19 protein-coding genes are annotated in these 19671 nt (G+C 64.1%); 14 read left to right on the forward strand and 5 right to left on the reverse strand.

What is annotated here, in order from left to right; genetic code table 11:
- Positions 1-160: 160 nt before the first annotated feature.
- A complete protein-coding gene (locus BUB23_RS12360; protein WP_073103459.1) occupies positions 161-1390 on the reverse strand; it encodes a nucleoside recognition domain-containing protein in 1230 nt (409 codons plus the stop codon).
- Positions 1391-1583: 193 nt separating this feature from the next.
- Between BUB23_RS12360 and BUB23_RS12365 the strand changes: the two genes are divergently transcribed.
- On the forward strand, positions 1584-2495 hold the full coding sequence (locus BUB23_RS12365) for an AraC family transcriptional regulator (RefSeq protein WP_073103461.1): 912 nt from the start codon (positions 1584-1586) through the stop codon (positions 2493-2495).
- A gap of 21 nt (positions 2496-2516) precedes the next feature.
- On the opposite strand, the gene BUB23_RS12370 is transcribed toward BUB23_RS12365, so the two are convergent.
- Positions 2517-4661: an ATP-dependent helicase gene (locus BUB23_RS12370; protein WP_073103462.1), complete on the reverse strand. Its 2145-nt coding sequence runs from the start codon at positions 4659-4661 to the stop codon at positions 2517-2519.
- Between the two features lie 179 nt (positions 4662-4840).
- Here BUB23_RS12370 and BUB23_RS12375 point away from each other — a divergent pair, with 179 nt between their 5' ends.
- The 3 genes from BUB23_RS12375 to BUB23_RS12385 all read left to right on the forward strand — a co-directional run bounded on the left by BUB23_RS12375 (position 4841) and on the right by BUB23_RS12385 (position 7077).
- Positions 4841-5476 carry a TetR/AcrR family transcriptional regulator gene (locus BUB23_RS12375; protein ID WP_342743841.1) on the forward strand — a complete coding sequence of 212 codons (636 nt, stop codon included), beginning with the start codon at positions 4841-4843 and terminating at the stop codon, positions 5474-5476.
- A 116-nt stretch (positions 5477-5592) separates the two neighbouring features.
- On the forward strand, positions 5593-6300 hold the full coding sequence (locus tag BUB23_RS12380) for an SDR family oxidoreductase (protein ID WP_073103464.1): 708 nt from the start codon (positions 5593-5595) through the stop codon (positions 6298-6300).
- A 72-nt stretch (positions 6301-6372) separates the two neighbouring features.
- A complete protein-coding gene (locus BUB23_RS12385) occupies positions 6373-7077 on the forward strand; it encodes a glutathione S-transferase N-terminal domain-containing protein (protein ID WP_073103465.1) in 705 nt (234 codons plus the stop codon).
- Between the two features lie 5 nt (positions 7078-7082).
- Here the strand turns inward: BUB23_RS12385 and BUB23_RS12390 are convergent, their stop codons facing one another.
- Positions 7083-7448, reverse strand: coding sequence for a DUF2784 domain-containing protein (locus BUB23_RS12390; protein ID WP_073103467.1), 366 nt, complete (start codon positions 7446-7448; stop codon positions 7083-7085).
- 183 nt (positions 7449-7631) lie between these two features.
- On the opposite strand from BUB23_RS12390, the gene tkt reads away from it, so the two are divergent.
- The 9 genes from tkt (at position 7632) to BUB23_RS12435 (ending at position 17604) form a co-directional block, all read left to right on the forward strand.
- Positions 7632-9677, forward strand: coding sequence for a transketolase (tkt, locus tag BUB23_RS12395; RefSeq protein ID WP_073103468.1), 2046 nt, complete (start codon positions 7632-7634; stop codon positions 9675-9677).
- A gap of 15 nt (positions 9678-9692) precedes the next feature.
- Positions 9693-10706, forward strand: coding sequence for a type I glyceraldehyde-3-phosphate dehydrogenase (gene gap, locus BUB23_RS12400; RefSeq protein WP_073103470.1), 1014 nt, complete (start codon positions 9693-9695; stop codon positions 10704-10706).
- Positions 10707-10778: 72 nt separating this feature from the next.
- Positions 10779-11978, forward strand: a complete 1200-nt coding sequence (locus tag BUB23_RS12405; RefSeq protein ID WP_073103471.1) for a phosphoglycerate kinase — start codon at positions 10779-10781, stop codon at positions 11976-11978.
- Positions 11979-12008: 30 nt separating this feature from the next.
- A complete protein-coding gene (gene mog / locus BUB23_RS12410; protein ID WP_073103473.1) occupies positions 12009-12632 on the forward strand; it encodes a molybdopterin adenylyltransferase in 624 nt (207 codons plus the stop codon).
- 82 nt (positions 12633-12714) lie between these two features.
- Positions 12715-13779 (forward strand): class II fructose-bisphosphate aldolase, encoded by a 1065-nt coding sequence (gene fba / locus BUB23_RS12415; RefSeq protein WP_073103475.1) that lies wholly within the window; start codon positions 12715-12717, stop codon positions 13777-13779.
- A gap of 66 nt (positions 13780-13845) precedes the next feature.
- Entirely contained in the window at positions 13846-14727 is an 882-nt protein-coding gene (locus BUB23_RS12420) for a phosphoribosylaminoimidazolesuccinocarboxamide synthase (RefSeq protein ID WP_073103476.1), read from the forward strand.
- Between the two features lie 49 nt (positions 14728-14776).
- The gene (gene purE / locus BUB23_RS12425; RefSeq protein ID WP_073103478.1) at positions 14777-15304 is read left to right on the forward strand and encodes a 5-(carboxyamino)imidazole ribonucleotide mutase; all 528 of its coding nucleotides are present in this window, start codon (positions 14777-14779) and stop codon (positions 15302-15304) included.
- Positions 15305-15388: 84 nt separating this feature from the next.
- The gene (locus tag BUB23_RS12430) at positions 15389-16570 is read left to right on the forward strand and encodes a 5-(carboxyamino)imidazole ribonucleotide synthase (RefSeq protein ID WP_073103778.1); all 1182 of its coding nucleotides are present in this window, start codon (positions 15389-15391) and stop codon (positions 16568-16570) included.
- A complete protein-coding gene (locus tag BUB23_RS12435) occupies positions 16567-17604 on the forward strand; it encodes an L-threonylcarbamoyladenylate synthase (protein ID WP_073103479.1) in 1038 nt (345 codons plus the stop codon). The genes BUB23_RS12430 and BUB23_RS12435 overlap by 4 nt, the downstream gene beginning before the upstream one ends.
- Here BUB23_RS12435 and BUB23_RS12440 read toward each other — a convergent pair.
- Both BUB23_RS12440 and BUB23_RS12445 read right to left on the reverse strand, forming a co-directional pair.
- Positions 17564-18412 carry an alpha/beta fold hydrolase gene (locus BUB23_RS12440; RefSeq protein WP_073103481.1) on the reverse strand — a complete coding sequence of 283 codons (849 nt, stop codon included), beginning with the start codon at positions 18410-18412 and terminating at the stop codon, positions 17564-17566. The genes BUB23_RS12435 and BUB23_RS12440 overlap by 41 nt on opposite strands.
- A 125-nt stretch (positions 18413-18537) precedes the next feature.
- Positions 18538-19104 (reverse strand): nucleotidyltransferase family protein, encoded by a 567-nt coding sequence (locus BUB23_RS12445; protein ID WP_073103483.1) that lies wholly within the window; start codon positions 19102-19104, stop codon positions 18538-18540.
- Positions 19105-19225: 121 nt separating this feature from the next.
- On the opposite strand from BUB23_RS12445, the gene BUB23_RS12450 reads away from it, so the two are divergent.
- Entirely contained in the window at positions 19226-19669 is a 444-nt protein-coding gene (locus BUB23_RS12450; protein WP_073103484.1) for a MaoC family dehydratase, read from the forward strand.
- The last annotated feature ends 2 nt before the right edge of the window (positions 19670-19671 follow it).

Consider the following 19671-nt stretch of genomic DNA (forward strand, 5'->3'; position numbering starts at 1 on the left):
CCCTGCGGACTGTCCTATGCCTGGCGAATCCGAGCGGCCTGCAGGCCGCGAGGTGGATAAGCCCGGACACTGAACAGTCCCCTGCGGACTGTTCAGTGCCTGGCGAATCGGAGCGGCATGCAGGCCGCGAGGTGGACGAAGGTCCTCACCGGTTCGGGCTTCAGCCGAAAAACCAGTAGCACACGCCTATGGACGCCAGCACGCCGGCCAGATCGGCGATCAGGGCGCAGCCTATCGCGTGGCGCGCCCGCTGTATGCCGACCGCGCCAAAATACACGGCCAGTACATAGAAGGTGGTTTCAGTGCTGCCCTGCACTGTGGCGGCCAGCAGGGCCGGAAAACTGTCCACGCCGAAATGCTGCATGGTTTCGATCAGCATGCCGCGCGCCGCGCTGCCCGAAAACGGCTTGACAATGGCGGTGGGCAGGGCGTCGACAAAACGGCCGTCCAGCCCCGCGGCATGGACGGCCCAGCGGATGCTGTCCAGCAAGGCGTCAAGCGCGCCCGACGCGCGCAGCACGCCGATGGCGCAGAGCATGGCCACCAGATAGGGCAGCAAATTCTTCGAGATGTCGAAGCCTTCCTTGGCGCCTTCGATAAAGCATTCGTAAACCGGAACTTTCTTCCTGGCGCCCGCCAGCAGAAAGACCATGATGATGCCGAACAGGGTGAGATTGCCCATGAGCGACGATGTGGCGCTGATGGCGGCGCTGCTGAGGCTGGCCAGCACGGCCATGAGGCTGCCGATGGCGAGGGCCAGCCCGCCGCCCCAGGCGAGCACGACCGGGTCGTAGAGCTTGAGCCTTTGCATGAAGGCCACGGCCAGCAGCCCGGCGACGGACGAGGCGGTGGTCGCCAGCAATATGGGAAGAAAAACCAGGGTGGGATCGGCGGCGCCCTGCTGGGCCCGGTACATGAAGATGGTGACGGGCAGCAGGGTCAGCGATGACGAATTGAGCACCAGAAACAGGATTTGCGCATTGGTGGCGGATTTGGGATCGGGATTGAGGGTTTGCAGTTCGCGCATGGCGCGCAGGCCTATGGGGGTGGCGGCGTTGTCCAGCCCCAGTCCGTTGGCGGCGAAGTTCAGGGTGATCAGGCCCAGGGCCGGGTGGCCGGCGGGAACGCCCGGCATCAGGCGCCGGAATAGCGGGCCGAGCAGGCGCCCAAGCAGTTCGATCAAGCCGGCGGCTTCGGCGATGCGCAGGAAGCCCAGCCAGAGTGTGAGGGTCCCGAACAGCAGGATCATCAGTTGCACCGAGAGCTCGGCCATGCCGAACAGGCTCTGCACGATGCGCGAAAAGACTTCGCTGTCTTGCAACACGATCCACTGGTACAGCCCCGAGAGGGCGGCGACGATGAAGAAGGCAAGCCAGAGGGTATTGAGCATGGAGCTTGATGGTTGGCTGTTTGGTGAGGAAGAGCACGATTGTCGCAGAGTCTGCGCTTCGGCGCCTATGCCGCGCGCCCCGGGGGTTTGCCGGGAGCTATCCGCTTCTTATACAATCCTCTCAAAACAGGGCGCAGGCTTGAAATGGCGGCGGCGAACGGCGTATCGCTGGGCCTTGAGGAAACTGGGTCTTATGATGGAATCGCTCACGGAATTACGCGTTCTGATTGAACAATACTGTAGCGACGGCGGTGTCGCTGCGGTCCTTCCGCGCGTCTCGCTGCTGCGTTCCGACGCCAGCACGCTGCCGATACAGGCTGTGTACGAACCCATGCTGTGCATCGTCGCCCAAGGGCGCAAGCGCGTATTCCTGGGCAATGGCTCGTTCGAATATGACGCCGCCAAATACCTGATCGTTTCCATTGATTTGCCGGTGACCGGCAGCATATGCGAGGCCAGCGCCGATCATCCTTATCTCGCCTTCAGCCTCAAGCTGGATCTCGCGGCGCTTGCGGCCCTGGTGCTGGACATGTCCGAGCCCGCCAATGACGCCAGGCCGCCGGCGGGGCTGGCGGTAAGCGCGCTTACCGCCGACTTGCTGGATCCGGTGGTTCGCCTGCTGCGCCTGCTCAGGCAGCCGCGCGAGATCGCCATACTGGCGCCCTTGATCGAACGCGAGATCCTTTATCGCCTGCTGCTGGGCGAGCAGGGCGCCATGCTGCGCCAGATCGCGCTGGCCAACAGCCACCTGGCGCGGATCAGCGGCGCGATCGACTGGATCAAACGCAATTATGCGCAGCCCTTCCGTATCGAAAGCGTGGCCAGAATCGCGAACATGAGCGCCTCGTCCTTCCACCGCCATTTCAAGGCGGTGACGGCGATGAGCCCGCAGCAATACCAAAAGCGGATCAGGCTCCAGGAGGCGCGCCGCCTGCTGCTGACGCAGCAGGCGGATATTGCCAGCATAGGTTTTACCGTCGGCTACGAAAGCCCCTCGCAGTTCAGCCGTGAATACAGCCGCCTCTTTGGCGCCCCGCCGGGACGGGACGCGGGCCGCCTGCGCGGTTCGCCCCAGGATCCGCAACGGCTCATGGAGCCGGTCTAGGATGGCCGCCAGGCATGCCGCCTATTCTTCGGGGAACCATGGCTTGAAAGGCTCGCGATCCAAGCCCGCCTTCACATACCAGACCTTGCGCGCCGCGTCCCACTGCGCTCCCAATGACTTGACGGTATCCTTATCCGAATAGGGGACGCGCAGCTCGAGGCGGCTCGGCGCGGCGCCGGTCTGCGCCAGGTTTTTCTGCACGGCCGCAAGGGCCCGCGCGCGCGACGACGCCAATTCCATTCTCCTGATGAACGGGCTGCGGGTCGACTCGTCTTCGGGCGAGATCAAAGTGAGCCGCGACCTGGCGCGGGTGGCTCCCACGTAGAAGAGATTCTCTTCCTCCTTGAGGTCGCGCATCGGGCTGGGGAATTCTCCGTTCTCAAGAAAGGGCAGAATGACGTGATCGAACTCCTTGCCCTTGGAATTGGCCACGCATTCCAGCAAGACAAGATTCCTGCTTCGTCTTGTCGCCACAAAGGCGTCGGCCGCGCCTATCCATTCGGAGAACTGCCGCAGATTCATGCCGGACTGCCGGGCCACCTCGATGAAGCCGTCGACCGATTTCGCGACGACCGCGGCGTCGTGAGGATGAACATAAATGCGCTGGGCGACCGCCACCAGGTCCATGCGTTCGCATATGTCCCGCAGCACGGCGTCCGCCGGCGTCTCGGCAGCGACGCCTTCCATATAGGCCACCGCGCTGGAGATGCGGGTTCTGGCCTTTTCGGATTGGCTCCTCTGGATCTGGCCGGTGAAGAACGAGTTCAATATCTGCGGGTCTTTGGCGATCACGCTCTTGGCGTAGTCCATCTCTTGCGGGGTGAATGCCACTTCGCCAAATATCGCCAGCGATTCGACGATCGCTTTCCGGATGGCCGCCGACTCGACCGATGCCAGGTTTTTCAGGGCGATGGCGATCATGCCTCGAAGGAAAAGGATTTCTTCGCGCTGCAGATAGCCCTGCATCCCTTGCGTGCGGTAGCCGATATTGGCGCGCATCAATGCGTTTTCGATGGCGACCGATTGATGCCGTTCGCGCAGCAGGATGGCGCAGGCCTCCAATGGGAAGCCGTCCGACTTCCACTTGCCGATGGCGTCAACGACGCGGGCCGCGCCTTCCTCAAGCCTTGCCTGGCCATAGTGCAACTGGATGATTTCCGTAATGACCGGCAGACTGGAGTCGACCGGCTTCTGCTTGAACGCCTCCATGGCATAGGCCAGATGCGGACCATGGCGATACGTCATGGTCAGGGGATAGCGCACACAGCCCGCATGCTTGTCGGTAAAGCGGTGTCCCAGATAACTTTCGTCGGCGCCGAGGCTGGAGTGAATCACCTGATCCCTGTCTCCCGCGCCGACGAAATACAGATCGTCCATATCGAGCAGGGCCTCCAGGACGCGGAACGAGGCTTCATTCAGGTCGTGCAGTTCATCGCCGGCCACTAGCCCGTAGCGGGGCAGCGCATTTTTCGTTTCCGGAAAATCATCCAGCTGCCGCGCAAGGTCGTATGTCGCGTCAAACGGGCCCCGGAAAAGAACCTCGTCAAAAACCCCCAGGCGGATGCGTTCATATTCGAGCGTCCACAAGTAATCCGTCAGGGGAACGCCCAGCCGTTCGGCGCTTTCCTCCAGGCCCGTATCGCCATCGTTTTCGTCAAGGGCCATCGTAGCCTTGAGGCGCAGCTGGCATTCAAGAAACTGGCTGATGGCGACGTTATGGCTGCGTATGTCCAGGAACTCCGTTGCGCCGGCATAGCCCAGGCTGACCTGCTCTATCGCGGCGAGGGCATGCGGCTTCAGCTCTTGCGCCGACCCCAGTCGCGCGGGGCCCGGCCCCTCGATGGCGCCAAGCACCTCGCCGGCGAATTCCTCGAAGGTGCGCACCTGGATCTGCGCCGCCGTGGAATGAGGGATGCCGATATCGACCAGGCGGGTTTTCATGACATCCCTGGCTTGCGGCGTAAACACCAGGGCCAGGATTTTCCCGGGCGGCATGCCCCGCGCAATCGCTTCGCCGATACGAAGCGCCAGGGTAGTCGTTTTGGCGGCCCCCGCATTGGCTTCGATCAGCGTCACCCTATGCCGGGACAGTTGTATGTCTTGTTGTTCCCGCGTGGGAACGAATCCCCGCGGGACAAATCGCACTGGGTTGGCTTTGCTCGTCATTGATTTGGCTCCAAGGCACGAATCTTACCCCGCTATGGCCCCGCCATGGCGGGGTGTCAATCGCTTTCATTCTCCCCCATGCCTCGCTGCCCGGAAACACCGCCGCGGCGCCCGCCGCCGAACCGCCGCCGCCGGCTCGCGAAATATTTCTTGACTGGCATCCAGTTTGGCATTTTAATATGATGGTCATCATATTTATCGGTTTTGATCGCATGGAAGCGAAACTCACGCGCAAAGAGGCCTCCCATCGGCGCATTGTCGAGGCCGCCGCGCGGGCGATCCGCCGTGGCGGCTACGGCGGCGTCGGCGTAGCCGACATCATGAAAGAAGCCGGCTTGACCCATGGCGGTTTCTACGCCCATTTCCCCTCGCGCGATGCCATGCTGGCCGAGGCGCTGGAGTACGCGGGGCAAGATGCCTCGGAGGCGGCCGCCAGGCGCGCGGATCAATTGCGCCGGAAGGGGGCCAGCCCGTTTCGGGCGCTGGTCGAGACTTATCTTTCCGATGCGCATTGCAAGTCGCTGGAAGCCGGATGCCCCGTCGCCGCGCTGGTTTCGGACATGCCGCGGCAGTCGCCCCAGCTGCGGGAAGCCTCAAGCCATCGCGTGCGGGACTTGCTCGGCGCGGTTCAGCGCGCTTTACCCGCCGCGGTGGCGCCCGGCGAGTCGGCGGTAATCGCCAGCACCCTGGTCGGCGCGCTGCAGCTCGCCCGCGCCCTGGGCGAGGGCGAGCAAAGGCAAGCCTTGCTGGCCGCGAATCGGGCAGCCTTGATTTCGCAGTACGACATACCCGGCGACGCCATCGCCACGCAATAACGCAGTTAGCCGGAACCCTGCCTGCCGCCGCGCAGGATTTTCTTCACCCATGAATATGATGATCATCATATTCATGGGTGGTTTGTCTCAGCAATGATTTTCGAGGAAAAAACATCATGAATATCAAGGATGCCGTCGTTCTTATCACCGGAGCCAATCGCGGCCTGGGATTGGCGTTTGCCAAAGAAGCCCTCGCGCGGGGCGCGCGCAAGGTCTATGCCGGCGCGCGCGATCCGGCCAGCGTCACGCTGGCCGGCGTGATTCCCGTGCGTCTCGACGTTACCGACGCTGGCGAGGTGAGCGCCGCGGCCGCCCTGTGCGATGACGTGACGCTGCTGATCAATAACGCCGGCATAGCCCATCTGGGCGGGTTCCTGGAAACAGGCAGCGTGGACGCGGCGCGCAAACACCTGGAAACCAATTTCTTCGGTGTCCTGCGCATGAGCCAGGCTTTCGCGCCGGTGCTCGCGCGCAATGGCGGCGGGGCGATGTTGAATGTGCTCTCGGTGGCCAGTTGGTTGAATTTGCCCTCGCTGGGCGTATACGGCGCCACCAAGTCGGCGGCGTGGAGTCTTACCAACGGCTTGCGCCATGAGCTGCATGATCAGGGCACACAGGTGCTGGGCCTGCATGTGGCCTTTGTCGACACCGACCTGACGCGAGGGCTGGACGTGCCCAAGACGCCTCCCTACGCCGTGGTGAACCATGCGCTGGACGGCCTGGAAGCCGGCGCGCAAGAGGTGCTGGCCGACGACCGCACACGCCAGGTGAAACGCTGCCTGTCGGCCGAGCCGTCCATCTATTTGAGCCATCCGCAGCGTTGAGCCAGCGGCGCTGGCGGCGGGGTCGCATTGTGGGTATTCTTTCAGTCCCGACACCCAGCGCAAGGATACATAGTGACCGATCTTTCCAGCTTTCCCATCACCAAGAAGTGGCCCGCGCAGCATCCCGACCGCATCCAGCTTTATTCCTTGCCGACTCCCAACGGCGTCAAGGCGGCTATCATGCTCGAAGAGACCGGCCTGCCTTATGAGCCCCATCTCGTGCGCTTCGATGCCGATGACCAGATGTCGCCGGAATTCCTGTCGATCAGCCCCAACAACAAGATCCCGGCCATCCTCGATCCCGACGGCCCCGGCGGCAAGCCGCTGCCCCTGTTCGAATCCGGCGCCATCCTGATCTATCTGGCCGAGAAGACGGGCCAATTCATGCCGCAGGACGCCGCCGGCCGATACCAGACGATCCAGTGGCTGATGTTCCAGATGGGGGGCATAGGCCCGATGTTCGGCCAACTGGGTTTTTTCAACAAGTTCGCCGGCAAGGACTACGAGGACAAGCGCCCGCGCGACCGCTACGTCGCGGAAGCCAGGCGGCTGCTCGGCGTCCTTGACCGGCGCCTGGCCGGCCGCGACTGGATAATGGGGGATGCCTACACCATCGCCGATATCGCCACCTTCCCATGGGTGCGCAATTTGATAGGCTTCTACGAGGCGGGGGATCTGGTCGGAATCACGGATTTTCCGGATGTCCTGCGCGTGCTCGACGCGTTCGTCGCCCGTGCGGCGGTCGTGAAAGGGCTTGAGATTCCCAAGCGGGCCTGACGGGCTCAGCCCTTTTTGCGGCGCAGGCAGAGGGCTGAGTAAACAGCCAGGTTGCCGATGACCAGCAGCGCGGCCAGGAGCATTTGTATTTCGCGCGTCAGGCCTTGTGGATATATCGCAAGCAGCAGGTAATGTTCGATAAAGCCGCCATGGTGGTTTTCCTGGCCCGCCATTTGCCGCAAGATGGCTTCGAGCGGCGTAAGTGGGCATATCCAGCCCATGGCGATGACAGCGCTTCCCCATGCCAGAGCGGGCAAATGCAGCCACGCCAGCCAGCGCTTCCATAAGGCCAGCAGGCCGCCGAAGACGACGAAGCCCACGAACAGGGCGTGCGTCAGCAGGACGAGATCGGCCAGGATACGATAAATCATGGTGGGCATGCTCCTCGATGGATTATCGGCCTTCGGATGGCAGAAGGACAATCACCGTACGCGGCCGTTCCCTGCCTCGGCGATCCGGCGCCATATTTCCCGGGTGTTAAAATCAAAGGCTTTGTAAACCTTAATATCGGGGCCAGGCCATTTTCGGCTTTCGGCGCCTCTTGCGAGTTTTGAATGAGCCACACGCCAGCCCAAGATTCCTCCATGGCCAATGCTATCCGAGCACTGGCCATGGACGCGGTTCAACAAGCCAATTCCGGTCATCCCGGAGCCCCCATGGGCATGGCCGACATCGCCGAAGCGCTATGGACGCGCCACCTGCGCCATAACCCCGCCGACCCCACCTGGGCCAACCGCGACCGCTTCGTGCTGTCCAACGGTCACGGCTCCATGCTGATCTACGCCCTGCTGCACCTGACCGGCTACGACCTTCCCATCGAAGAACTCAAAAACTTCCGGCAACTGCATTCCCGCACGCCAGGCCATCCCGAAGTCGGCATCACCGCCGGCGTGGAAACCACCACCGGCCCCCTGGGGCAAGGCCTGGCCAACTCCGTGGGCATGGCCCTGGCCGAAGCCCTGCTGGCCCAGGAATTCAACCGTGAAAACCATGCGATCGTCGACCATCATACCTATGCCTTCGTGGGCGACGGCTGCCTCATGGAAGGCATCTCGCACGAGGCGTGCTCGCTGGCCGGCACGCTGCGCCTGTCCAAGCTCATCGTCTTCTACGACGACAACGGCATTTCCATCGATGGGCGCGTCGAGAACTGGTTTGGCGACGATACCCCCAAGCGCTTCGAAAGCTACGGCTGGAACGTCCTGCGCGGCGTCGACGGCCACGACTCCGCGGCGGTCGATGCGGCCATCGTCAAGGCCAAGCAGTTTTCCGCCCAGGGCGCAGGCCCCACGCTGATTTGCTGCCGCACAGTCATCGGCAAGGGCGCGCCGCACGCCGCCGGCACCGAAAAAGTGCATGGCGCGCCGCTGGGGGCCGACGAAATCCAGGCCGCCCGGACCGCATTGAGCTGGCCCTACGAACCCTTCGACATCCCGGCCGAAATCTACGCGCTATGGGACGGCAGGGAAAAAGGGCGGCAGCTGCAGTCTGAATGGCAGACCCGTTACGACGCCTATGCCCAGGCGTTTCCGGCCGAGGCCGCCGAACTGCGGCGCCGCCTGGCCAGCGTCCTGCCCGCCGACTTCGCCGAGCAAGCGCAAAAATTCATCGAAGCCACCAACCAGAAGGCCGAAACCATGGCCAGCCGCAAGGCGTCGCAATTGGCCATCACCGCCTTCGCCGAACTGCTGCCCGAATTCCTGGGCGGCTCCGCCGACCTGACCGGATCGAACTTCACCGACTGGAAGGGCGTGGCGCCGGTGCGCGCCGGCGAACTGCACCTGCGCTTTGGCCGGCACATCAACTACGGCGTGCGCGAATTCGGCATGGCCGCCATCATGAACGGCATAGCCCTGCACGGCGGCTACCTGCCTTTTGGCGGCACCTTCCTGACATTCTCGGATTATTCCCGCAATGCCTTGCGCATGGCCGCCCTCATGAAGCAGCGCGTGGTGCATGTGTTTACCCACGACTCCATCGGGCTGGGCGAAGACGGCCCCACGCACCAATCGGTCGAACACGCCGCCAGCCTGCGCCTGATTCCCAACCTGCATGTCTGGCGACCCTGCGACACCACCGAAACCGCCGTGGCCTGGGCATATGCGATCCAGCGGCCGGCCAGCGTAGGCATGGACGTCAAGGACGGCGGCCCCAGCGCCTTGCTGCTGTCGCGCCAGAACCTGCCCTTCGTCCCGCGCGATGCGCAGGCTATCGCGGCCATCGGCCGCGGCGGCTACGTGCTGCGCGACGCCGCCGGCGCCCAGGCCATCATCATCGCCACCGGTTCCGAAGTCGCGCTGGCGCTGGGGGCGCAGGAACAGCTTGCCGCCAAGGGAATCGCCGTGCGCGTGGTCTCCATGCCCTGCACCAATGTCTTCGACGCGCAAGATGCGCAGTGGCGCGAATCCGTATTGCCCAAGGGCCTGCCGCGCGTGGCGGTCGAGGCCGGCGTCACGTCGGGCTGGTACAAATACGTCGGGCTGGACGGCGCGGTGGTCGGGATCGACACCTACGGCGAGTCCGCTCCGGCGGGGGTGTTGTTCAAGTTCTTTGGCTTGACCGCCGAGCGCGTTGCTGCGGCTGTCGAACAGGTTTTATAAAACAGGAGAGTAATAATGACTATACGCGTGGCGATTAATGGTTATGGCCGCATCGGCCGCAATACTTTGCGTGCCCACTACGAAAGCGGCAAGAAGCACGATATAGAAATTGTGGCCATCAACGACCTGGGCGATCCCAAGACCAATGCGCACCTCACCCGCTATGACACCGCCCACGGGAAATTCCCCGGCACGGTCACGGTGGACGGCGACTACATGGTGGTCAATGGCGACAGGATACGCGTGCTCGCCAACCGCGATCCCGCCGCCTTACCCTGGGGCGAGCTGGGCGTGGACGTCGTGCTGGAATGCACGGGCTTCTTCACCAGCAAGGAAAAGGCCAGCGCCCATATCCGGGGCGGCGCCAAGAAAGTCATTATCTCCGCGCCGGGCGGCAAGGACGTGGATGCAACCATCGTGTACGGCGTGAACCACGGCGTGCTCAAGGCCAGCGATACCGTCATTTCCAATGCCTCGTGCACCACCAACTGCCTGGCCCCCCTGGTCCAGCCCCTGCATCAGAAACTGGGCCTGGTCAACGGGCTGATGACGACCATCCACTCCTACACCAACGATCAGGTGCTGACCGACGTCTACCACGAAGACCTGCGCCGCGCGCGTTCGGCGACCCACAGCATGATCCCCACCAAGACCGGCGCGGCGTCGGCGGTGGGCCTGGTGCTGCCCGAACTCAACGGCAAGCTGGATGGCTACGCGATACGCGTTCCGACCATCAATGTATCGATCGTCGACCTGTCCTTCGTGGCGGCCCGCGCAACCACGGTCGAGGAAGTCAACGGCATTCTCAAGGCCGCCGCCGACGCGGGCCCCTTGAAGGGCATCCTGCAATACAGCGATGAACCCCTGGTGTCGGTGGACTACAACCACGACCCGGCATCCAGCACCGTGGACGCCGGCCTGACCAAGGTGTCGGGCTCGCTGGTCAAGGTGTCTTCCTGGTACGACAACGAATGGGGTTTCTCCAATCGCATGCTCGATACCACCGTCGCCCTGATGTCGGCCAAATAATCGGCTTCGTTCAAGCAAGAGGGCGGGGCGACCCGCCCTTGCCATGTCTGTCCACCGGCTGGGGATCCTCTTATGTCTACCATCAACGTTAAAACTCTTTCTTCCTTGGCGAAATCGGGCGCCCTCGCCGGCAAGCGGGTGTTCATCCGTTCCGATCTGAATGTGCCGCTCAAGGATGGCGAAATCACCGAGGACACGCGCATACGGGCTTCGGTGCCGGCCATACGCCTGGCGCTGGACGCGGGGGCGGCCGTCATGGTGACCTCGCACCTGGGCCGTCCGACGGAGGGCGCGGTGGGCAAGGCCGATACGCTCGCGCCGGTCGCCTCGCGCCTGTCCATGCTGCTGGGCCAGCCCGTCACGCTGGTCGCCGACTGGGTCGATGGCGTGGCGGCCAGCGCGGGCCAGGTCCTCCTGCTGGAAAACTGCCGCTGCAACGTGGGCGAGAAAAACGACGATCCCGAACTGTCGCGCAAAATGGCGGCACTCTGCGATGTCTATGTCAACGACGCCTTTGGCACCGCACATCGCGCCGAAGCGACCACGCACGGCATCGCCAAATACGCGCCGGTCGCTTGCGCCGGCCCCTTGCTGGAAGCCGAATTGCTGGCGCTGGGCCGGGCGCTGCACGACCCCAAGCGTCCGCTGGTGGCCATCGTGGGCGGCTCCAAGGTTTCCAGCAAGCTTTCGATCTTGCAGGCCCTGGCCGACAAGGTCGACCAACTGGTGGTGGGCGGGGGCATCGCCAATACCTTCATGCTGGCCGCCGGCCTTGCCATAGGCAAGTCCCTGGCCGAACCGGACCAGGTGGATCAGGCGCGCGCGGTGATCGATGTGATGAAACGGCGCGGCGCGGCCGTGCCCATCCCGGTCGACGTGGTGTGCGCCAAGGAATTCAGCGCCGATGCCGCGGCGACGGTAAAAGCGGCGGACCAGGTCGCCGACGACGACCAGATACTGGATATCGGTCCGCAGACCGCGCAGCAGCTGGCCGCCATCCTGAAACAGGCGGGCACCATAGTCTGGAACGGCCCGGTAGGGGTCTTCGAGTTCGACGCCTTCGCCAACGGCACCAAGGTGGTGTCCCAGGCCATTGCCGATGCCGCCGGGTTCTCGATCGCGGGCGGCGGCGATACGCTGGCCGCCATCGCCAAATACCACATAGGCGACAAGGTGGATTACATCTCGACGGGCGGCGGCGCCTTCCTGGAGTTCCTGGAAGGCAGGACGCTGCCCGCCGTCGATATCCTTGCGCAACGCGCGCAAAACTAGGCGCTTGCCATTCAGCGCCAAGGGAGGAACATGTCCGCAAATACCCGTCTGGTCCGCCGCCATCCCGATGACTTGCTGGTCGGCCTGGTTTCCATTTCCGACCGCGCGGCTGGCGGCGTCTACGAGGATCAGGGCATTCCCGCGCTGCAGGCCTGGCTGGGCGAGGCCCTGGCGCAGCCGCCCCAATTCGCGGCGCGCCTGATTCCCGACGATGCGCAGGGGATATCGGCCACGCTGGTCGAACTGGTGGACCAGCTGGGCTGCGACCTGGTGCTGACCACCGGCGGCACCGGCCCGGCCCGGCGCGACGTGACGCCGGAAGCCACGCTGGCGGTGGGCACCCGGGAAATGCCCGGTTTTGGCGAGCAGATGCGCCAGATCAGCCTGAAGTTCGTGCCGACCGCGATTCTGTCGCGGCAAGTGGCGGTGATACGCGAGACGCCCGGCCATGCGGCCCTGATCATCAACCTGCCGGGCCAGCCCAAGGCCATCAAGGAAACCCTGGAGGGCCTCAAGGACGCCGACGGCAAAGTGCTGGTCGCCGGCATTTTCGCCGCCGTGCCGTATTGCATAGACCTGATCGGCGGCCCATATATCGAAACGCGCCCGGCGCTGGTTGCCGCCTTTCGGCCTAAGTCGGCAGTCAGGTCCTGACCGCCAGCAATTAATCTCATTCCCTCGTAAAATCGAGGCTAATCATACATTCATACTTATTTTGCTTCCAGGAGGTCTTGTCATGGCCCTAGTTTCCATGCGTCAGTTGCTCGATCATGCGGCCGAGAACGGCTACGGTATCCCAGCTTTCAACGTCAACAACCTGGAACAGGTCCAGGCCATCATGGAAGCGGCCGCCGAAACCGATAGCCCGGTCATCATGCAGGCATCGGCCGGCGCGCGCAAATACGCCGGCGAAGGTTTCCTGAAATACCTGATCCAGGCCGCGGTCGAAACCTACCCCAACATTCCGGTCGTCATGCACCAGGACCACGGCCAGTCGCCGGCGGTCTGCCAGGGCGCCATAGACCTGGGTTTTTCCAGCGTGATGATGGACGGGTCGCTGAAGGAAGACGGCAAGACCATAGCCGACTACGAATACAACCTGGACGTCACCCGCCGCGTGGTCGAAATGGCCCACAAGGTGGGCGTCACCGTCGAAGGCGAGCTCGGCTGTCTGGGTTCGCTCGAAACCATGCAGGGCGACAAGGAAGACGGCCACGGCGCCGACGGCAAGCTGACCATGGAGCAGCTGCTGACCGATCCGGAGCAGGCCGCCGATTTCGTGCGCCACACGCAGCTCGATGCCCTGGCCATCGCCATCGGCACCAGCCATGGCGCCTACAAGTTCACCCGCAAGCCCACGGGCGACATCCTGTCGATCTCGCGCATCAAGGAAATCCACCACCGCCTGCCCAACACTCACCTGGTCATGCACGGCAGCTCCAGCGTGCCGCAAGACCTGCTCGCCGAAATCCGCGAGTTCGGCGGCGACATGAAGGAAACCTACGGCGTGCCGGTCGAGGAAATCCAGGAAGCCATCAAGTTCGGCGTGCGCAAGATCAACATCGACACCGATATCCGCCTGGCCATGACGGGCGCGATTCGCCGATTCATGGGCGAAAACCCGTCCAAGTTCGATCCGCGCGAATACCTCAAGCCGGCCCGCCAGGCGGCCAAGGACGTCTGCAAGCAGCGCTACGAGCAGTTCGGCACGGCCGGCAACGCTAGCAAGATCAAGCCCATCGCGCTGGCCGAAATGGCCAAGCGCTACTCGGCCGGTGAATTGGCCCAGGTCGTTCAATAAGTGCCCTAGGTTTTTGTTCTGGCTTCCGTCCCGCTCGGCGGGACGTTTTTATTCCAAGGATACATCGTGGCCCAGGCCCTCCATCAATCAACCATCAAATCGCTTCCCCTGCTGGCCCGCGGCAAGGTGCGCGACATGTACGCGGTAGGCGACGACAAGTTGCTGATCGTGGCATCCGACCGCATTTCGGCCTTCGACGTCATTCTCGACGATCCGATTCCCGGCAAAGGGCAGGTGCTTACCGAGCTGACCGAATTCTGGCTCAAGAAGCTGGCCCATGTCCTGCCCAATCACTCGACCGGCATCGCGCCCGAGGATGTCGTGGCCGCCGATGAGCGCGACCAGGTGGCAGGCCGGGCCATGGTGGTCAAGCGCCTGAAGCCGGTCATGGTGGAGGCGGTGGCGCGCGGCTACCTGATCGGATCCGGCTGGAACGATTACCGCGCCAGCGGCAAGATCTGCGGCATCAGCCTGCCCGCCGGCCTGCAGCAGGCCAGCCGCCTGCCCGAGCCCATTTTCACACCCGCGGCCAAGGCTGAATTCGGCTCGCACGACGAAAACGTGGATTTCGGCTATGTCGTCGACCAGGTCGGGCAGGAACTGGCCGGGCAAATCCGCTCGGCGACCCTGCGGCTATACACCGAAGCGGCCGAATTCGCCGCGACCAAGGGCATTATCATTGCCGATACCAAGTTCGAGTTCGGCCTGGACGACGAAGGCCGGCTGCACCTGATGGACGAAGTGCTGACGCCGGACTCATCGCGTTTCTGGCCCGCGTCGGACTATGCGGTCGGCATCAGCCCGCCATCCTTCGATAAACAGTTCGTGCGCGACTGGCTGGAGACCCAGGCGTGGGACAAGACGCCGCCTGCGCCGCGCCTGCCCGCCGAGGTCGTGGAAAAGACCGCCGCCAAATACCGCGAGGCCGCTGCGCGCTTGATGGGGTAATTGAAACACATCGCCGCCCTGTGCGATCTTATCTTATAGGTGAGCTGTCATGACCATATTTACTGAAACCAATACCGCCGGCCCTCCCGTCGTGGGCATCATCATGGGCTCTTCCAGCGACTGGGACATCATGAAACACGCCGTGGCCGTGCTGGAGGAATTCGGCCTGCCTCATGAAATGAAGGTCGTGTCGGCGCACCGCATGCCCAACGATATGGTCGAATACGGCGCGCAGGCCGTCGACCGCGGCCTGCGCGCGATCATCGCCGGCGCGGGCGGCGCCGCCCATTTGCCCGGGATGATGGCGGCGCTTACGCCAGTGCCGGTGTTCGGCGTGCCCGTCCCTTCCAAATACCTGCGGGGCGAGGATTCGCTGCTGTCCATCGTGCAGATGCCCAAGGGGGTGCCTGTCGCCACCTTCGCCATAGGCGAAGCCGGCGCCGCCAACGCCGCCCTGCATGTGATCGCCTGCATGGCTACGACCGACTCGGCGCTGCTGCAGAAATTGATCGCCTACCGCCACCGGCAGACCGAGGCGGCGCGCGCCATGGCGGTCCCGCCCCACGTCGTGATGTAGCCGGCGGGGCCTGGCGGCCCTGGCTGGCCTTGCCATTTCCATCTCTTATTTTTTCCCATTTTTCTTGCCGACAGGTTGTTTTTCATGAACGAAGCCTCTATTCCTTTTCCGATACCGCCGGGCGACTGGCTAGGCATGATCGGAGGAGGGCAGTTGGGGCGCATGTATTGCCATGCCGCGCAGAGCCTGGGCTACAAGGTCGCGGTGCTGGATCCCGATCCGGACAGCCCGGCGGGCGCCGTAGCCGATATGCACATCCGCGCCGGCTACGACGATCAGGCCGGGCTGCGGCAATTGTCCGAGCGCTGCAAGGCGATCACGACCGAATTCGAGAACGTCCCGGCGCAAAGCCTGCAGGCGCTCGCGGCCCGATCCGCGGTCAGGCCCGCGGCGCAGGCGGTCGCCATCGTCCAGGATCGCATACAGGAAAAGGCCTTCATCCAGAGCGCAGGGGCGCCGGTGGCGCCATATGCCGCCGTCCACACGCCCGAGGACATCGCGGCCGCGCCCGATGCGCTCTTTCCCGGCGTGCTGAAAGCGGCCCGCCTGGGCTACGACGGCAAGGGCCAGGCGCGGGTCCGGACCCGCGCAGAGGCGCAGCTGGCCTTTGCGGAGTTCGGCGCGATTCCCTGTGTGCTCGAGGCTTTCCTGCCGCTGGCCAGCGAACTGTCGGTGGTCATGGCGCGCGGCGCCGATGGCCAGGCGGTCTTTTATCCCTCGGCCCGCAACGAGCATCGCGATGGCATCCTGGCCGTTTCCACGGTCGACGCCCAGGCGCGCGATCAGGTCACGGCCGGGCAGGCCGCCAAGGCGGCCCTGGCTATCGCCCAGCGCTTGCAGTATGTGGGCGTGTTGTGCGTGGAATTTTTTGTATTGCGGGACGGCAGCCTGGTCGCCAACGAGATCGCGCCGCGCCCGCACAACAGCGGCCACTACACCATGGACGCCAGCGTGAGCAGCCAGTTCGAACAGCAGGTGCGGGTGACGGCCGGCCTGCCTTTGGGCAGCACCGACTGCCTCTGCTCGGTGGTCATGCTGAATATCCTGGGCGATGCCTGGTTCGATCCGGAGACAGGCGCCAGGCGCGAGCCGGACTGGCCCGCCGTATTGGCGGTGCCCGGCGCCAAGCTGCATTTGTACGGCAAGGCCGAAGCCAGGCGCGGGCGCAAGATGGGCCACGTCAATGTGCTGGGCGCGACGCTGGCGGACGCCCAAAGCGCGGCCGCGCGGGTTGCGCGGGCGCTGGCCATCCCCTTCCAGCCATGAGCGGCGGCCTGCCGTCTTCCGACATGGGCCTGCTGCTGGCCCGGGCGGCGCAACGCCTGGCCGCCGGCGGCCTGGTGGCCTTTCCCACGGAAACCGTCTATGGCTTGGGCGCCGATGCGGAAAATCCCGAGGCCATAGCGCGCATTTACGCGGCCAAGGGGCGTCCCGCCAACCATCCGGTCATTGTGCATGTGGCGCCCGAAGCCGATATCGGCTATTGGGCGAGGTCGGTGCCGGCCGAAGCCCGAGCCTTGATGCAGGCCTTCTGGCCTGGCCCGCTTACGCTTATCCTGCCGCGCGCCCGACATATCCCGGCGGCGGTCAGCGGCGGCCAGGACAGCGTGGGCCTGCGCTGTCCTTCGCATCCCATAGCCCAGGCCCTGCTGCGCGAGTTCGCCCGTCTCAAGCCCCACGGGCAAGGGGGGGTTGCGGCCCCTTCGGCCAATAAGTTCGGGCAGGTGTCGCCGACCCACGCGTCGCACGTGCGCAGCGAATTTCCCGAATTGAGCGAGGCGGATCTGATGGTGCTGGAAGGCGGACCGGCGCAAGTGGGCATCGAATCCACGATAGTGGACCTGTCGCGCCTGGACCAGGGCGTGGGCCCTGTGCTGTTGCGCCCCGGCCATGTCTCGGCGGCGCAGATAGCCGCCGTGCTCGGAATCGAGCCCGCCCGCCCCGACGCGGCGGCTCCCCAGGTATCGGGCTCCTTGAAGGCGCATTACGCGCCGCGCACTCCCTTGTCGGTGCTGCCCCTGGCGCAATTGCTGCCGGCGCTGGCCGAGGCGGGGGGCGGCGGCGCGCCGCGCGTGGCGGCAGTGGTGTTCAATGCGCCCGCGCATGACGCCGCGCTGGCGCATGTGGACTGGCTGGTGTGCGCCGCCGATCCCGATGCCTATGCGCGCGAGCTGTACGCGCTGTTGCGCCGCCTGGATCAGCAGGGCTACTCGCGCCTGCTGTTCGAGCAGCCGCCGCGGACACCCGCCTGGCAGGCGGTCAATGACCGCCTGGGCCGCGCGGCGGCGGCTTTCCGCTGAAACCGGGTGGGCGGCGGGACAGGAAATCCGCGACACCCCGCGACAATGGCTGGGCTTGTTCCTGATGGGGAATATGCCGGCAGTTTTCCAGGATCAGCGACTCGGCATGCGGAGCGCGGCGGATGATTTCGTATATTTGATCCAGCGTGCCGTATTGATCCTGCCTGCCTTGCACCAACAGAAGAGGGCAGGAAATATCGGCCAGGCCCGCGGCAATATTCCAGGCCCGGAATTCAGGCGCCAGCCAGCGGCCGCTCCAGCCGCGGAAGACCAGGTCGGGATTTCGGTGGAAGGGCAGCAAGGCCTTGCGCAAGTTCGAGCTGCCGTAGTTGGCTTGCATATGCGCAATGCGCTCCAGCGCCATGCTTTCGGTGAATACATGCGGTGCGACGGCGACCGCTGCCGATAGCGCGCCGGGATGGCCGGCCGCGTACAGCAGGGCTATCGAGCCGCCGTCGCTATGGCCGAACAGGATGGGCTTGTCGACCGATGCATCGATATCCAGAGCCCGCAGCAGCGCCGGCAGAGCCTCGTTCGCCTCCCACTCCAGATAATCGTTGGGCCATGGCCCTTCGGCCCGGGCCGTGGAATGCCCATAGCCATAGCGTGAATACACCAGGCCGCGGCACCCTGTGGCATCGCACAAGCGGGCTGGCCAGTCGCCCCACATCGCCAGCGAACCCAGCCCTTCATGCAGAAAAACAATCAAGGGCGCGTTCTTGCGGTGGGGTGAAATCCACTGGATTTCCAGCTGGATCGTTATGCCGTTGAGAAGCAGGGCTATCGTTTTCAGGGGGGTGTTGGACATGGTATGTCGGCGCTAGTCAAAGGCTCGCCAGGCAGCGGTATTGGAAGCGCCCATGATAGCACCGCCCATGCCGGGGCTATGCCGGCCGAGCCGCTGTCCGCCATGTCGGCGCCAGCGCCTGGCCCCTAGGACAGGTCCAGGTCTTGCGGACGGTCGATGTCGCGCACGCAGCCCGGGTCGTCGACCGGAACGACATATAGCTTGCCGGCCGCCGCCTGCAGGATGGATTTGGCGCCCTCGGGGCCGGACAAGGCGCGCAAAGCCTCGAAATGGCACTGGCCGAGCCACACCGGATGGCCCCGCCGCCCCTGGTAGGCGGGCGCCGCAAGCGCATGGCTTCCCGCCGAAGTCAGGATGCTTTGTATGGTCGACGCCTGAACGAATGGCAGGTCGGCCGGAGTCACCAGCCACCCCAGGGACCGTGGCCGCCGGGCGATGCCATAGGCCAGGCTGTTTCCCATGCCTGCCGGGGCTTGCGGGCATTTCCCTGACTCTATGCCGTGCTCGTCCAGAAGTCTTTCGTGCTCGATATCGCCGGGGCCCAGCACAACGAAAGTATCCGGAACCATCCGCTTGTACATAAGAGCGGTGCGCAATAGCATGGGAACGCCGTCTATCGGCTCCCATCGTTTGTCTCTTCCAAAGCGTCGCGACCGGCCGGCAGCCAGAATTATTGCGGATATTGTGTCCATAGCCCATCCTTCCGGTGAAAGCTTATACCAACTCTTGGGAAGATCCACCACAAGTCGACCAGGATCTGTAAGAAGGTTAAACTGCCCGGTTTACTAATCGAATCAGTTCTTGGGTTTTGCTATGAAATTCAGCGAGTTTGAAGTGGGGATGGTGATTACCCATCCACCCGTCGTGGTCACCGAAGAAGAAATGCTGGCGTTCGCCAGATCGTATGATCCGCAGTGGTTTCACGTCGATGCCGAACGCGCCAAGCAGGGCCGCTGGGACGGGCTCATCGCCAGCGGCTGGCTGACTTGCAGCATGGCCATGCGCATGGCCGTGGATGCGGCCTTGCACGATTCCGAGTCATTCGGCTCGCCAGGCCTGGAAAAGGTGCGCTGGCTGGCGCCTGTGCGTCCGGGAGACGCCTTGCGGCTCGAAGCTTCGGTCGATTCGAAGCGTATTTCATCGAGCCGCGACGACCTGGGCATCATCCGCTGGTCGTGGCGTCTGTTCAACCAGCGCGGCGAGCAGGTCCTCGAACTGGAGGCGACCAGCCTGTTCGATCTGGGTTCCGGCGCTTAGCA

Origin of the sequence: Pollutimonas bauzanensis (genome assembly GCF_900129885.1) — a bacterium.
Lineage (GTDB): Bacteria > Pseudomonadota > Gammaproteobacteria > Burkholderiales > Burkholderiaceae_B > Pollutimonas > Pollutimonas bauzanensis.

Bases quoted from the DNA above. Each gene is read 5' to 3' on its own strand.
- BUB23_RS12360 (WP_073103459.1), bottom strand. From the start codon at position 1,390: ATGCTCAATACCCTCTGGCTTGCCTTCTTCATCGTCGCCGCCCTCTCG.
- BUB23_RS12365 (WP_073103461.1), top strand. From the start codon at position 1,584: ATGATGGAATCGCTCACGGAATTACGCGTTCTGATTGAACAATACTGT.
- BUB23_RS12370 (WP_073103462.1), bottom strand. From the start codon at position 4,661: ATGACGAGCAAAGCCAACCCAGTGCGATTTGTCCCGCGGGGATTCGTT.
- BUB23_RS12375 (WP_342743841.1), top strand. From the start codon at position 4,841: ATGATGGTCATCATATTTATCGGTTTTGATCGCATGGAAGCGAAACTC.
- BUB23_RS12380 (WP_073103464.1), top strand. From the start codon at position 5,593: ATGAATATCAAGGATGCCGTCGTTCTTATCACCGGAGCCAATCGCGGC.
- BUB23_RS12390 (WP_073103467.1), bottom strand. From the start codon at position 7,448: ATGATTTATCGTATCCTGGCCGATCTCGTCCTGCTGACGCACGCCCTG.
- tkt (WP_073103468.1), top strand. From the start codon at position 7,632: ATGAGCCACACGCCAGCCCAAGATTCCTCCATGGCCAATGCTATCCGA.
- gap (WP_073103470.1), top strand. From the start codon at position 9,693: ATGACTATACGCGTGGCGATTAATGGTTATGGCCGCATCGGCCGCAAT.
- BUB23_RS12405 (WP_073103471.1), top strand. From the start codon at position 10,779: ATGTCTACCATCAACGTTAAAACTCTTTCTTCCTTGGCGAAATCGGGC.
- mog (WP_073103473.1), top strand. From the start codon at position 12,009: ATGTCCGCAAATACCCGTCTGGTCCGCCGCCATCCCGATGACTTGCTG.
- fba (WP_073103475.1), top strand. From the start codon at position 12,715: ATGGCCCTAGTTTCCATGCGTCAGTTGCTCGATCATGCGGCCGAGAAC.
- purE (WP_073103478.1), top strand. From the start codon at position 14,777: ATGACCATATTTACTGAAACCAATACCGCCGGCCCTCCCGTCGTGGGC.
- BUB23_RS12430 (WP_073103778.1), top strand. From the start codon at position 15,389: ATGAACGAAGCCTCTATTCCTTTTCCGATACCGCCGGGCGACTGGCTA.
- BUB23_RS12435 (WP_073103479.1), top strand. From the start codon at position 16,567: ATGAGCGGCGGCCTGCCGTCTTCCGACATGGGCCTGCTGCTGGCCCGG.
- BUB23_RS12440 (WP_073103481.1), bottom strand. From the start codon at position 18,412: ATGTCCAACACCCCCCTGAAAACGATAGCCCTGCTTCTCAACGGCATA.
- BUB23_RS12445 (WP_073103483.1), bottom strand. From the start codon at position 19,104: ATGGACACAATATCCGCAATAATTCTGGCTGCCGGCCGGTCGCGACGC.
- BUB23_RS12450 (WP_073103484.1), top strand. From the start codon at position 19,226: ATGAAATTCAGCGAGTTTGAAGTGGGGATGGTGATTACCCATCCACCC.